Source organism: Natribaculum luteum, from assembly GCF_023008545.1.
Classification (GTDB): domain Archaea; phylum Halobacteriota; class Halobacteria; order Halobacteriales; family Natrialbaceae; genus Natribaculum; species Natribaculum luteum.
In genome coordinates this window covers 3,234,395-3,247,333 of the sequence record NZ_CP095397.1, presented here as the reverse complement: position 1 = coordinate 3,247,333, position 12,939 = coordinate 3,234,395, and the positions used below count along the sequence as shown (strand labels likewise).

Here is a 12,939-nt window from a genome sequence, read left to right as displayed (position 1 = left end):
GGTGTTCTATCGGGGCGAATGTGTCACAACGAGGAGCGACAGTCGTCGGCGGACGGCGGTACCGAAGGCTATCGACGGACGGCGGAGCGCGATGGCACGTCGACGGCGGTTCCAGGCTCGTTGATCGCCGTCTCGAACCGACAACCGTACCGACACGAGTACGCGGACGACGACTCGAGCGAATCCAGCGATAGCGGCGGGCAAGCGACCGTCGACGGTGGAACGACCGGCGGCCCCTCGCTCGTCGCCGATACGAACGGAGACGACGAGCGACCGATCACGGTCGACCGACCGACGGGCGGGCTGACCGCGGGGCTCGACCCGGTACTCCGTCGGTCCGGCGGCACGTGGATCGCCTGGGGCGACGGCGACGCCGACCGCGACGTCACGGGCGACGACGGCTGCGTTCAGGTCCCGCCGGAAGACGAGGAAGGGGCGTACACGCTCCAGCGTGTGTGGCTCTCTGACGAGGCGGTCGACGCCTACTACCGCGGGTTCAGCAACCGCGTCCTCTGGCCGCTGTGCCACGGGTTCCCCGATATAGTCGAGTACCGGCCGAACGACCTCGAGTGGTACAGGGCGGTCAACCGGCAGTTCGCCGACGCGGTCGCCGACCACGCAACCGACGACGCCGTCGTCTGGCTGCAAGACTACCACTTCGGTCTCGCCCCGGCGATGATCCGCGAGAGCGTCCCACGGTCCGTGACGATCGCCCAGTTCTGGCACATCCCGTGGCCAGCACCCGCGGTCTTCCACCGTTGTCCGGCCAGACGGGAACTGCTCGAGGGACTGCTCGGCAACGACCTCCTCGGATTCCACGTCGACCGGTACTGCGAGCACTTCCTCGAGTGCGTCGACGCGTTCGTTCCGGGGGCGATCGTCGACTCACGCAGGCGAGTCGTCCACTATCGCGGTCGCGAGATCCGGATCGTCGCGACGCCGATGGGCGTCGACGCGGCGGCGTACGACCAGCAGAGCCGGTCGATCGACGTCACCAGGTGGGACGACGTTCGCGAGAACCACGGTATCCCGAAGGGGAACGCGATCGGACTCGGCGTCGACCGACTCGATTACACGAAGGGGATTCCCGAGCGCCTCGCGGCGGTCGAGCGGTTCTTCGAGCGCAACCCCGCGTGGCGAGGCGAGTTCACGTTCGTCCAGAAGTCGATGCCGAGCCGAACCGAAATCCCGACCTACCAGCGACACGGCGAGTACGTCCGCAGCGAGGTCGATCGGATCAACGCGCGCTTCGAGCAGGACGGGTGGCGACCGATCGTCTACGTCGAAGAGTACCTGCCGCGTGCGGACCTCTGTGCGCTCTACCGTCGGGCGGACGTCATGGTCGTCAGCCCGCTCGTCGACGGGATGAACCTCGTCGCCCAGGAGTACGTCGCAGCGAGCGTCGACGGCGACGGCTCGCTGGTCCTGAGCAGCACCGTCGGGGCGCACGAGACGCTCGGCGAGTTCGTGTACACCATCGAGCCGCGACGTCGAGAGGAGTTCGCGACGACGATCGAGGCTGCCCTCACGGCACCGCCGTCGGAACGACGTCGACGGATGGACGGCCTTCGCCGGCGCGTCTTCGAACGCGACCTCGAGTCGTGGATGCACGCCCAGTTCGGCGAACTGCGACGGCTTCACGAGGCAGGACACTCCGCGAATCGCAACCGGAGTCGGAGACCGCGATCGACGTGAAACCGATGTCCGAGACACGCCCACGGCCGATCGACGAGCACCTGCCACGGTTGCGACGGGAACTCGATCTGGTGTCGGAACTGCTTGTCTGTCTCGACTTCGACGGGACGCTCGCGCCGATCGTCGACGACCCCGACGAGGCGTCGCTGACGCCGGCAACCGAGGCTGCTGTCGAGTCGCTCGCGTCTGCGACGAACGTGTCGACGGCGATCGTCAGCGGCCGCAGACTGGCCGACGTGCGCTCGCGCGTTGACGCGGTGTCGACCTGCGCGGGCAACCACGGTCTCGAACTCGTTCGCGACGGATCGAGGCTCGTCCACCCGGTCGCTCGCGAGCGTACGGAACTCGTCGAACGAACCTGTCGCGCACTCGAGACGGCCGTCGATCCGATTGCTGGCTGTCGCGTCGAGAACAAGCGCCTGACGGGGACCGTCCACGTCAGATCGGTGCCGTCGGCGGCCCGTCCCGTCGTGCGGCGGCTCGCTCACGACGTGGTCGACCGGATCGGCGGCGGTGACCTCGAGTCGTCGACGGGAAAACGCGTGATCGAGTTCGCGCCCGCGATCTCCTGGGGGAAAGGCGACGCCGTCTCCCTCCTCGAGTCGGTCCATCCCGAGGGGACGTTCGTGGTCTACGTCGGCGACGACGTCACAGACGAGTCGGCGTTTCGCGCCGTCGAACCCGACGGGCTCGGCGTCCGCGTCGGCGACGATCGACCGTCGGCCGCGTCCTGTCGCGTTCGATCGCCGTCTGCGGTCGCGTCGCTTCTAGGCTGGCTCGCGACCGTCGGCGACGGCCTGGTGGGTGAATCCGGCGATCGTTCGACGCGAGAGATAGCGTCGAAAACCGAGTGAAATGGGAAAACTGATCGGCAGCCCCGCCTGGTGCGGCGGGGTGGGGGATGGGGGGATGGGGGTGGGGGAGAGTGCAACCAGTGGGTGGGGGAACCCGTCTGGCAACGACAGTTGGGGGGATTCGGTCGTGTCAGCCTGGTTTGCAAGGGCCTCCGTCCACGCCCATCTGCCAGTTGTTCCCGGACCATATTAAAAATTTCCGTGAGCTATGTCCTACGGCAACATCGAGGTCGGAGCCGAAAGTATTAGTTACCATCGGAAATATACTCTCACAATGAGAGGGAACACCTGTGAAACTTAGACAACCCACTGACTTTCTGATCCTCGAGGCACTCGAAGACAAGGGGCGAAACGTCGCGACGAACCTCGCTGCCCACACTGGCAAGAGTCGGAAGAACATCAACACGCGCCTGCCAGTACTCGAAGACTACGGTCTCGTTCAGAAGATCGGTCCGGCAGAACGATCTGGGCTCTACGAGATTACTGCGCTGGGCAAAGCGGCGCTCGTCTACCAAGACCAGTACGACGAAGTCGACGACTTCGAAGCGCTGATCGAAGGGCCAAACACCGGCGCGACCGGGGACGCGGCCGAAGCGTTCGCACGCGGCGGCGAGGAGTCGACCGACGAAGACGAATAATTCTGTCCAGCGATCGACGCGGTACGCGCCGGTCGCGTGCGACCGGCCGCCAACTGGGTTGACTGTCCACCGACTGTCAGAGGGGCAGTCCACCGTCGTACGTCTCGAGTTCGCGCCGGGCACATTCGGAGAACGCACACGCGAGTCGCCGGTCGTCACCCGTCCGTTCGGAAGCGATCGAGCCACACCTCGGCCGGCCGTCGTAGTCGGGGTCCCAGGCGTAGGTACTGAGCATCGGCGTCGCGACGACTGTGTCTCCGCGCCGGTAGGCGACGCCGTGGTCGTGATCGAGGCCGAGCGCGTGGCCGACCTCGTGGACGAGCACCTGTGCAACCCGATTCGGCGTCGTATACGGGAGCGGATCTGGCTGTCGATCGGGCGCAGACGCCGCGGCGAGGTGGCGCGCACCGCCGACGGACGCGACGTGGGGCAGGCCGTAGCCCGTCGGCGCGGTCTGCATCTCCCCGTCGGTGACGAGGAGGTTGACGTCGGCGACCGGATCGACGTCGCCACGACCGACCGATCCCGCGATCACGCGCGAGGGCCACTCGCCGCCCGTCGTCACCGCGGCACCGTCCTCGGTCGAGACGGAAACCACGCCGCCGAACGAAACCTCGAGTGACCACCACTCGAGGTCGAGCGCAGTCGCGAGATACGCATCGACCGTCTCGACGACGCCGTCGTAGGTGGCGGCCCGCTCGGAGAGCCAGAAGCGGACGTCGATCCGATTTACCGGATCACGACTCGCGTACGCGAGCGCACCGACCGACAGCAGTGACCCGACCGAACCGAGTACCGTCCGTCGTTTCACGTCGACGTTTCGTGTGCCGTGGCTCGAGAACGCTCGGCTGAACCTGGACAGTCATTATATCCGGAACGAATCGTGACGCCCTCTCGAGTGCGTCGTTTCGTCAGGGGACCGTTCGTCGGGCGTCGACGACGCGCGGTCCGGCCTGATCCAGGCGAATCCGGACCCAGCCGGGGCAGTCGCTCACTGTTCTCGCCACGAGCATCACGAGGTCGCCGTCCGCCTCGACCAGCCGGCGACCGGTCTCGAGGTCGTGCAGGCAGGGTCGCCATTCCCCGGTGTCCAGTCGGTGGTCGACCTGCCAGGCGGTGTAGTATCGACCGTTCGATCCCTCGTAGATCGGTTCGACGTCTGCACCTTCGATCACCGGCGGTTCACCCCTCGACGTCGAACGACGACACACGTCGCACGAACGGACCTCCGTCTCATCGTCTCTGGATCAGCGTACCCGGTCCGGTGGCATCGGCGATTGGGTTTACATATGGTTGTTTTATCACGAAGCCGTGACTGTCACGCAAACCAATCAGTCCAGATCGTTCCTCGAGGCTGTGGAGTTCCGGTCGGTGTGGTACTGCAGGCCGAGACGCGACCGCTTCCATGCGGCCATCCCGGCAGTACGTCCCTGAGAGGTCGACGGCGGTCGGAAGTAGGGTCGGTGGTGGTGAACGGACGATCGACCCGTCAAGGACAGGTACGATATCGAAACGGCATTTGAAAAACATGTATGATCGTGCAACATCGTCCGAGAGCGTCCACCCTCGCCACCGGGGAGAGGGTAGTTCCATTACCGCCCGTCACGAATGGTAACGACATGCACGTGCCACGGCGAGACGGCGGTCACGACGTGGGCGAACCGAGTGCACAGTGGCGAGAGTACCAGGGTTCGCCGACCGGAACCGACCTCGAGTGTCGAGGGTGGCGACAGGAGGCTGCCCTGCGACTGCTGAACAACAATCTCGATCCGGAGGTGGCCGAGAAGCCCGAAGAGCTGGTCGTCTACGGCGGAACCGGTCGTGCAGCCCGGTCGTGGGACGCCTACGACGCGATCTGCGAGGAACTCCGAACGCTTGCCGACGACGAGACGCTGCTCGTCCAGAGCGGCAAGCCGGTCGGGCGCTTCCGTACGCACGAACGCGCGCCACGCGTCCTGATCGCCAACTCGAACCTGGTCGGCAAATGGGACGACTGGGAACACTTCCACGAACTCGAGGCGAAGGGCCTGATCACGTACGGCCAGATGACGGCGGGGTCGTGGGCGTACATCGGCACGCAGGGGATCATCCAGGGGACCTACGAGACGCTGGCCGAGTGTGCGACCCAGCACTTCCCCGAGACGGAGGGGCTCCGGGGGAAGATCGTCGTCACCGGCGGTCTCGGCGGGATGGGCGGTGCACAGCCGCTCGCGGTGACGATGAACCACGGGGTCTGCATCGCCGCCGAGGTCGACGAGCAGCGGATCGATCGCCGTCTCGAGACCGGCTACTGCCAGGAGAAAGCCGACGACCTCGAGGAGGCACTCGACCGCGCAAAGGAAGCCGCCGACGCTGGCGAGCCCTACAGCGTCGGCGTCCACACGAACGCCGCTGACGCGCTCGAGGCGCTGCTCGAGCGGGGGTTCGTCCCCGACGTCGTCACCGACCAGACTGCCGCCCACGACGAACTCGAGGGGTACTACCCCTCCGGCTACACGGTCGCCGAGGCCGACGAGTTGCGCGCAGACGACCCCGAAGCGTACGTCGAGGAGAGTCTCGACACGATGGAACGACACGTCGACGCGATCCTCGACCTCCAGGCGGCGGGCGCGGTCGCCTTCGAGTACGGAAACAACATCCGCGGGCAGGTGCGAGACCACCGCGATCACGACCGGGCGTTCGAGTTCCCGGGATTCGTCCCGGCGTACGTCCGACCGCTGTTCTGCCGCGGGAAGGGGCCGTTCCGCTGGGTGGCGCTCTCCGGCGACCCCGAGGACATCTACCGAACCGACGAGGCCGTCACGGACCTGTTCCCCGAGAAAGACCACCTGCGTCGCTGGATCGATCTCGCCCAGGAGGAGGTCGCGTTCCAGGGCTTGCCCGCACGCGTCTGCTGGCTGGGCTACCAGGCTGGCGACGATCCCGACGGCCTCACCGAACGCGCTCGCTTCGCCCTCGAGATCAACGACCTCGTCGCCGCGGGCGAACTCGCCGCGCCGATCGTCGTCACCCGCGACCACCTCGACGCCGGCTCCGTCGCGAGCCCGAACCGCGAGACGGAGGCCATGCGAGACGACTCTGACGCGATCGCCGACTGGCCGATCCTCAACGCGTTGCTCAACTGCGCGGCGGGCGCGGACGTCGTCTCGGTCCACGACGGCGGCGGCGTCGGGATCGGCAACGCCATCCACGCGAACAACCACGTCGTCCTCGACGGCTCGGACCTCGCTGCCGAAAAGGCCAAACGCGTGTTCACGACCGATCCGGGGATGGGCGTGGTTCGCCACGCCGACGCCGGCTACGAGGAGGCGCTGGCGGAAGCCCGCGAGTCGAACGTCGACGTCCCGATGCGAGGTGACGAATGAGCGACTTCGGAACGCACCCCGACTGGCAGGACGCTGGCGGGTGGCTCGAGGCCGCACACACCGACGACCCCACCGACGAACTGTTCGGACACGTGATCGAGGAGACGACGACGACAACTGCCGACGCGTACGACGCCGTGCTCGTCGGCGAACCGTTCGACCGTGGCGTCGTCGGCCGACCCGGTGCGGCGGCGGGACCGACCGAGATCCGTCGCTCGCTCGCGCGCACGAAAACACATCACTTCGACTGTGGTCCCGTCGGATCGATCGGCGACCTGGGTGACGTCGCCACGTTGCTCGACGAACTCGAGCGCGACGCCGGGCACGTGAGGTCGGTCGAGGCCGTCCAGCATCGGCTCCGGGAGACGACCGCCGCGGTTCACGACCTCGATTCCCTCCCCGTGTTTCTCGGCGGCGACAACTCGCTTACGTACCCGAACGTCGCCCCGCTGTGTCGCGAGGGGGCGGTCGGCTGTGTCAACCTGGACGCACACCTCGACGTCCGAGAGGTCCGCGACGACGCCACGAGCGGGACGCCCTACCGACAGCTCTACGAGGAGGGACTCGACGCCTACGCCTGCGTCGGCGCGCGCCACTTCGAGACGTCGACGGCCTACCACGAGTTCGTTCGCGAACGCGGCGGGGAGGTTGTCACGGCCGAGGAGGTCGGCGACGATCCGATCGACGCAGCACGAGTCGCCCTCGAGGCGATGGTCGACGTCGACCGGCTGTACGTCAGCGTCGATCTGGACGTGCTCGACGCGAGCGCGGCCCCGGGCGTGAGCGCACCCACGCCGGGCGGGCTCACGACCCGTGAACTCTTTCGAGTCTTGCGATTTCTCGCGGCCGACGAGCGCGTCGTGGGTTTCGAGGTCGTCGAGTGTGCCCCGCCGCTCGACCGTGACAGACAGACCAGCGACGCGGCCGCACGCGCCGTCGCACACTTCCTCGCGGGCTACGCGGAGGCGCGACGATGAGCGGCGCGTCGACCACGGTCGTCGTCGCCGACGCCGCCGAACTCGTCGTCGGCCCCGCCACGGGCGCAAGCGACGACACCGAGCCCGGCGAGGGGCCGCTCGAGGTCCTCGAGGACGCCGCGTTCGCCGCGATCGACGGGGAGGTCGCGGCCGTCGGGCCGACGAACGAAGTCGTACGCGAGTACCCACCGGAGAACGCCGACGAGGCGATCGACGCCAGCGGGAAGGCGGTCGTGCCGGGGTTCGTCGATCCACACACCCACGCCGTCTTCGCGGGCGACCGCTCCGACGAGTTCGAGGCCAGACTGCGCGGGAAGACCTACCAGGAGATTCTCGCTGACGGTGGCGGTATCCTTCGGACCGTCCAGGCCACCCGCGAGGCGAGCGACGAGGAACTGCTCGAGACCCTGCTCGCTCACCTCGACGTGATGCTCGCACGCGGCTCGACGACGGTCGAGGTGAAGTCGGGGTACGGCCTCGAGACCGAGACCGAACTGCGGCTGCTCGAGGTGATCGACCGCGCCGACGACGAACACCCGGTCGATCTGGTGGCGACGTACCTCGGCGCACACGCGGTTCCCGAGAGCAGAGACGACGAGGAGTACGTCGACGAGGTCGTCGAGGAACACCTCCCTGCCGTCGCCGATCAGGGGATCGCCGAGTTCTGCGACGTCTTCTGTGAGGAGGGCGTCTTCGACGTCGAGGCGTCACGACGCGTCCTCGAGGCCGGGACGGCCGCCGGCCTGACGCCCAAAGTCCATGCCGAGGAGTTCACCCGGCACGGCGGGGCGCAACTGGCGGCCGAGGTCGAAGCGGCGAGCGCGGACCACCTGCTGTACGCGACGGCCGAGGACGTCGAAGCGCTCGTCGACGCCGGAACCGTCCCTGTCCTCCTCCCCGGAACCGCGTTCGGCCTCGGCGAGCGGTACGCCGACGCGCGCGAGTTCCTCGAGGCGGGTGCGCCGGTCGCGCTCGCGACCGACTTCAACCCCAACTGTCACGCACGGAGCATGGCGTTCGTCCAGACGCTCTCGTGTCTCGAGATAGGGACGACGCCCGCCGAAGCCCTGCTCGGGGCGACGCGAAACGCCGCGCTGGCAGTCGACCGCGACGACGGGACGGGGACACTTCGCGAGGGAGCGCCGGCGGACGCGCTCGTACTCGAGGTCCCGTCGTACGTTCACGTCGCCTACCGATTCGACACGCCGGCGATCGAGACGGTGATCAAGAATGGACGGCAGGTGTGGTGACGTACTGGTGACTCGAGCGCCCACGGGAGATCCGGCGAGCCGCCGTTGGTCGCCCGCTGACTCCACTAACCGACGGCCCGGGGACAGAAACGAGGCCGAACGGCGAACCGAATCGGGCGGTGATCGCCCGTGACCGTCGAACTGGACGGCGAGACGCTGACGCCCGACGATGTCGTCGCGGTCGCGCGAGACGACGAGCGAGTCTCGGTCGCCCCGGCGGCACGCGAGCGAGTTCGCGACGCTCGCGACCGCGTCAGGGATGTCCTCGAGAGCGGCGAACCCGTCTACGGGCTGAACACGGGATTCGGCGAACTCGTCGACCAGCGGATCCCACCGGATCGCCTCGAGCAACTCCAGACGAACCTGATCCGGAGTCACGCCGCCGGTGCGGGCCGAGAGCTCACCCGGGAGGAGGTCCGTGCGATGATGGTCACACGCGTCAACGCGCTCGTGAAAGGCTACTCCGGGATTCGGGAGGTCGTGATCGACCACCTCCTGGCGATGCTCAACGAGGGCGTTCACCCCGTCGTGAAGTCCCGGGGGAGTCTCGGCGCGAGCGGAGACCTGGCACCGCTCGCGCACATGTCGCTCGTCCTCCTCGGCGAGGGTGAGGCGATCGTCGACGAGCCGGCGGACGATCCGCAGGCAACGCGTCGGGTCGCCGGCGACGACGCGCTCGCTGCGATCGACCTCGAGCCGCTGGCGCTCGCGCCGAAGGAGGGGCTCGCGCTGGTTAACGGGACCCAGTTGACTGTCGGACTGGCCGCGCTGGCCGTCGTCGACGCCGACGGGCTGCTCGAGGCGGCCGACGTCGCGGGCGCGCTCACGACCGAGGTGACGCTCGGGACGACGGCGAGTTCGGACCCGGCGATCCACGACGTGCGACCCCACGCCGGCCAGCAGACGAGCGCCGAGAACGTGCGCCAACTCACCGCGGGGAGCGACGTCGTCGAGGCCCACCGGAACTGCGATCGTGTCCAGGACGCCTACTCGCTGCGCTGTCTCCCGCAGGTCCACGGGGCCGTCCGCGACGCGGTCGCCCACCTGCGCGAGGCCGTCGAGGTCGAACTCAACAGTGCGACGGACAACCCGCTCGTCTTCGACGCGACGGGCGTCGACGACCGTGCGTCGGGGACCGACCGAACTGCAGTGCTCTCCGGCGGCAACTTCCACGGCGAACCGCTCGCGCTCAGACTCGAGTACGCCCGCATCGCGCTGACGGAACTCGCGACGATCTCCGAGCGTCGAATCGACCGACTGGTGAACCCGAACGTCCAGGAGTCACACCTGCCGCCGTTTCTCGCGCCCGACGGCGGGGTACAGTCGGGGTACATGATCACCCAGTACACGGCTGCCGCCATGATAAACGAGATGCGCTCGCTCGGAGCAGCGGCGACCGACAACACGCCCGTCAGCGGCGGACAGGAAGACCACGTGAGCATGAGCGCCCAGTCGGCGACGAACCTCCGGCGCGCGCTCGAGAACGCGTTCGCAGTCGTCGCCGCGGAACTCGTCTGCGGGGCACAGGCCGCCGAGTTCGTCGGCGACGCGTTCGACGGCGAGACCGACCTCGACCTCGGCGACGGGACGGGCGCGGCCTACGACCTCGTCCGAGAGGTCGTCCCACCACTCGAGGAAGACCGCCCGGTCCACGATGACGTCGAACGGGTGGTAACGCTGCTCGAAGCGGGTCTCCTCGAGGAGGCGGTGTCGAATCGGTGTGCGGGATTCGGCGTGGCAGCCGACGATGGTCAGTAGTGTACTCCTTCGTTCGTAGTAGGTCCTCGATGTATGAGTTTGTCCAATTCGTTGCCGCGAATATGAACAAGTAGCGGGTAACGTTATGGCACTCGAGTACGTAGCGGCAACCTGCCTTCTCTTGGAGGCAGTCTGTCTGGCGACGAGGGGAAACCATTCACGCATCCACCACCTACCGTACCCCCTCGCGCCTACGGACCATCCGCGGGACGACTAGGCTGCAATAAAGAGTGTGTCCTCTGTATATACAACAGTATGGCCTAAGTGATTAGGTTCCTTGCTGGAACGTAGATCACGTCAGCCGTCGGCGGCGCAGATGTCAGGTCGCTTTTCCGCTTCGCTCGTCGAAGAACTCGGTCAGGAGTTCGCGCTGGGCTTTCCGGAGGTGCTGGTGCATCGTCGGTGGCGAGACGCCCATCGCCTCGGCGATCTCCTCGCCGGTACTGCCACGCGGCCAGTCGAAGTACCCACCGTAATAGGCGAGTCGGAGCGCGGTCAGCTGTCGGTCGGTGAGCCGATCTGCGATCCGCTCTCGACGCTCGTCGGCTGTGTGGACCGATCGGTCGACCTCCCGCCGGGCGACGAGTTTCGCGTCGTCGTACACCATCTGTAACGCGTCGACGACCGCTCGAACGTCGGCGTCGGGTGGCACCTCCACGACCGTCCGTCCGACGCCGTCCGAGACCGTGACGTCCCGGATCGTCACGCCGTGGTCGACGAGCGTGCGGACGCCGGACTCGTGCAGGCGAACCTCGATCGTACACCGATCGCCGCCGTCGTGAATGAGCCGGCATTCCTCGACGGAGTCGTGGTCGGTTGCCTCTTCCATCACCGTCTCGCCGTCCACCCCGTCGACGGTCACGTACTGGTAGGTCCTTCCGCCCGCGGCGTCGCCCGCCCACTCGAGATAGCAGGTACAGTCGTACGACTCCGAGAGGTCGAACGAGAGCGAGTCGCCGCCGTCGATCTCGATCTCGAGTTCGACGACGGAGTCGGCAAAGAGCAGTCGACGGTTCTTCACGGCGTTGATGCTGAAGCCGATCGTCTCGCCGAGCAACTGAAACGCCGACTGTTCGCGCTGGCTGAACGCGTCGTCACGGCTCGCAAGAACGGTGAGGACGCCGTAGATGGTCTCCCCGTGGCGAATCGGAACGGCGATGGCAGAGCGGACGTCGTCTTCGCTGGCGGCGCGGTGAAACGGCTCGGCGATTCGCGGCTCTTCTTGCATGCGGTTGCTCGTCCGGATCTCCCCCGTCTCGAGCGTCTCGAGGATCGGCTGCTGTGGTTCGATCTCCGGGTCGCGGACCACCTCGAGGAACGTCGTCGCCTCTCCGGCGCTGGTTCGAACGGTGACCCCGCCGTTTCCGTCTGGTTCGCCGATCCACGAGCAACAGTAGAGGTCGGACTCGACGAACTGTTCACAGACCTCTCGCTCGATGTCCTCTCGCGTGGGCGCTTCCACGAGCGTCCGGATCACCTGCCGGACGACGCTGTTGATCCCGTTGAGCGTCTCGAGTTGGTCGCGCCGCTGGCGGAGTTCTCGCTCGCGTTCGGCCCGTTCCGTGATGTCTCGTGCCAGCCAGACGACCGCCCGTCGGCCGTCGATCGGCTCGTCGATCGGGACGACGCGTGCCTCGTACTGTCGCGTCCCCTTCGTCGTCTCGGTTTCGTACTCGATCGATCGCACCTCGTCGGTCTCGAGCGTTCGGTCGATACACGACAGCAAATCGCCCGTGACGTCGTCCGGAAACGCGTCCTCGAGGTGTCGCCCGACCAGTTCGTCGGCGGGAACGGTGTAGAGATCGCCGGCCTCGGAGCGGACCTTCGCCTCGAGGTAGTAGCCGTCCTCGTCGATGACGAACGCTTCGTCCGGAAGTGCGTTCGCGAGGACTCGATGGAGGCGTTCGTCTCCGGTGGGGCCGTCGCGGCCGGTAGCCTCGTCGATCGCCGTCGCGACGCGGGCGACGAGTTCCTCGTCGTTCGAACGGGAAACGTAGTCGGCGACGCCGTTTCGGAGCGCCACCGTCGCGAGCCGTTCGCTCCCCTCTCGTGGCGCGACGACGATCGGGACGGATAACTCGAGGTCACGAAGATGCTCGAGCAGGTCCCTCGCACGGTCCGGAGCGTCGACACCGACGACGAGACAACTCGTCTCTTCCCGATCAACTGACTGCGCGATTGCGTCGGGGTCAGCGATGTGAACGTCGAACCGATCTTCGCGGCGCAGGCTGTCGGCCAGACGAGTCGGCTGGTCGTCGGTGAGAACGGCGACAATGTCGCGTCGATCGGCCCCCGCTTGCTTTGCCGGGTACGTTTCGTCTCCGCCGTCCCACGTGGGTCGAGTACCAGACGGACCGTGCATTCTCTCTGTTCGTTCCGCCTGTAACGAGAAAAGGTTAGTG

10 protein-coding genes are annotated in these 12,939 nt (G+C 67.1%); 7 read left to right on the top strand and 3 right to left on the bottom strand.

Annotated features, from left to right (window positions below; genetic code table 11):
* The first annotated feature begins 18 nt into the window (after nucleotides 1–18).
* The 3 genes from MU558_RS16790 (at nucleotide 19) to MU558_RS16780 (ending at nucleotide 3,187) form a co-directional block, all read left to right on the top strand.
* Entirely contained in the window at nucleotides 19–1,695 is a 1,677-nt protein-coding gene (locus tag MU558_RS16790; RefSeq protein ID WP_246969393.1) for an alpha,alpha-trehalose-phosphate synthase (UDP-forming), read from the top strand.
* Between the two features lie 5 nt (nucleotides 1,696–1,700).
* Nucleotides 1,701–2,549 (top strand): trehalose-phosphatase, encoded by an 849-nt coding sequence (gene otsB / locus MU558_RS16785; protein WP_246969390.1) that lies wholly within the window; start codon nucleotides 1,701–1,703, stop codon nucleotides 2,547–2,549.
* A 290-nt stretch (nucleotides 2,550–2,839) separates the two neighbouring features.
* Nucleotides 2,840–3,187 (top strand): winged helix-turn-helix domain-containing protein, encoded by a 348-nt coding sequence (locus tag MU558_RS16780; protein WP_246969376.1) that lies wholly within the window; start codon nucleotides 2,840–2,842, stop codon nucleotides 3,185–3,187.
* A gap of 76 nt (nucleotides 3,188–3,263) precedes the next feature.
* Here the strand turns inward: MU558_RS16780 and MU558_RS16775 are convergent, their stop codons facing one another.
* Together MU558_RS16775 and MU558_RS16770 are read right to left on the bottom strand one after the other, a co-directional pair.
* Entirely contained in the window at nucleotides 3,264–3,998 is a 735-nt protein-coding gene (locus MU558_RS16775) for a zinc metalloprotease (protein WP_246969373.1), read from the bottom strand.
* Between the two features lie 100 nt (nucleotides 3,999–4,098).
* On the bottom strand, nucleotides 4,099–4,362 hold the full coding sequence (locus MU558_RS16770; RefSeq protein WP_246969371.1) for a hypothetical protein: 264 nt from the start codon (nucleotides 4,360–4,362) through the stop codon (nucleotides 4,099–4,101).
* Nucleotides 4,363–4,806: 444 nt separating this feature from the next.
* Here MU558_RS16770 and hutU point away from each other — a divergent pair, with 444 nt between their 5' ends.
* The 4 genes from hutU (at nucleotide 4,807) to hutH (ending at nucleotide 10,537) form a co-directional block, all read left to right on the top strand.
* Nucleotides 4,807–6,552: a urocanate hydratase gene (hutU, locus tag MU558_RS16765; protein WP_246969368.1), complete on the top strand. Its 1,746-nt coding sequence runs from the start codon at nucleotides 4,807–4,809 to the stop codon at nucleotides 6,550–6,552.
* The gene (hutG, locus tag MU558_RS16760; protein ID WP_246969364.1) at nucleotides 6,549–7,529 is read left to right on the top strand and encodes a formimidoylglutamase; all 981 of its coding nucleotides are present in this window, start codon (nucleotides 6,549–6,551) and stop codon (nucleotides 7,527–7,529) included. The genes hutU and hutG overlap by 4 nt, the downstream gene beginning before the upstream one ends.
* Nucleotides 7,526–8,779, top strand: a complete 1,254-nt coding sequence (hutI, locus tag MU558_RS16755) for an imidazolonepropionase (protein WP_246969361.1) — start codon at nucleotides 7,526–7,528, stop codon at nucleotides 8,777–8,779. The genes hutG and hutI overlap by 4 nt, the downstream gene beginning before the upstream one ends.
* A 129-nt stretch (nucleotides 8,780–8,908) precedes the next feature.
* Nucleotides 8,909–10,537: a histidine ammonia-lyase gene (gene hutH, locus MU558_RS16750; protein ID WP_246969358.1), complete on the top strand. Its 1,629-nt coding sequence runs from the start codon at nucleotides 8,909–8,911 to the stop codon at nucleotides 10,535–10,537.
* Between the two features lie 319 nt (nucleotides 10,538–10,856).
* On the opposite strand, the gene MU558_RS16745 is transcribed toward hutH, so the two are convergent.
* Nucleotides 10,857–12,899 (bottom strand): bacterio-opsin activator domain-containing protein, encoded by a 2,043-nt coding sequence (locus MU558_RS16745; RefSeq protein ID WP_246969355.1) that lies wholly within the window; start codon nucleotides 12,897–12,899, stop codon nucleotides 10,857–10,859.
* Between the last annotated feature and the right edge of the window lie 40 nt (nucleotides 12,900–12,939).

What these genes read in the sequence shown, in the direction of transcription:
- MU558_RS16790 (WP_246969393.1), top strand. Translation starts at nt 19, where the DNA reads ATGTGTCACAACGAGGAGCGACAGTCGTCGGCGGACGGCGGTACCGAA.
- otsB (WP_246969390.1), top strand. Translation starts at nt 1,701, where the DNA reads ATGTCCGAGACACGCCCACGGCCGATCGACGAGCACCTGCCACGGTTG.
- hutU (WP_246969368.1), top strand. Translation starts at nt 4,807, where the DNA reads ATGCACGTGCCACGGCGAGACGGCGGTCACGACGTGGGCGAACCGAGT.
- hutG (WP_246969364.1), top strand. Translation starts at nt 6,549, where the DNA reads ATGAGCGACTTCGGAACGCACCCCGACTGGCAGGACGCTGGCGGGTGG.
- hutI (WP_246969361.1), top strand. Translation starts at nt 7,526, where the DNA reads ATGAGCGGCGCGTCGACCACGGTCGTCGTCGCCGACGCCGCCGAACTC.
- MU558_RS16745 (WP_246969355.1), bottom strand. Translation starts at nt 12,899, where the DNA reads ATGCACGGTCCGTCTGGTACTCGACCCACGTGGGACGGCGGAGACGAA.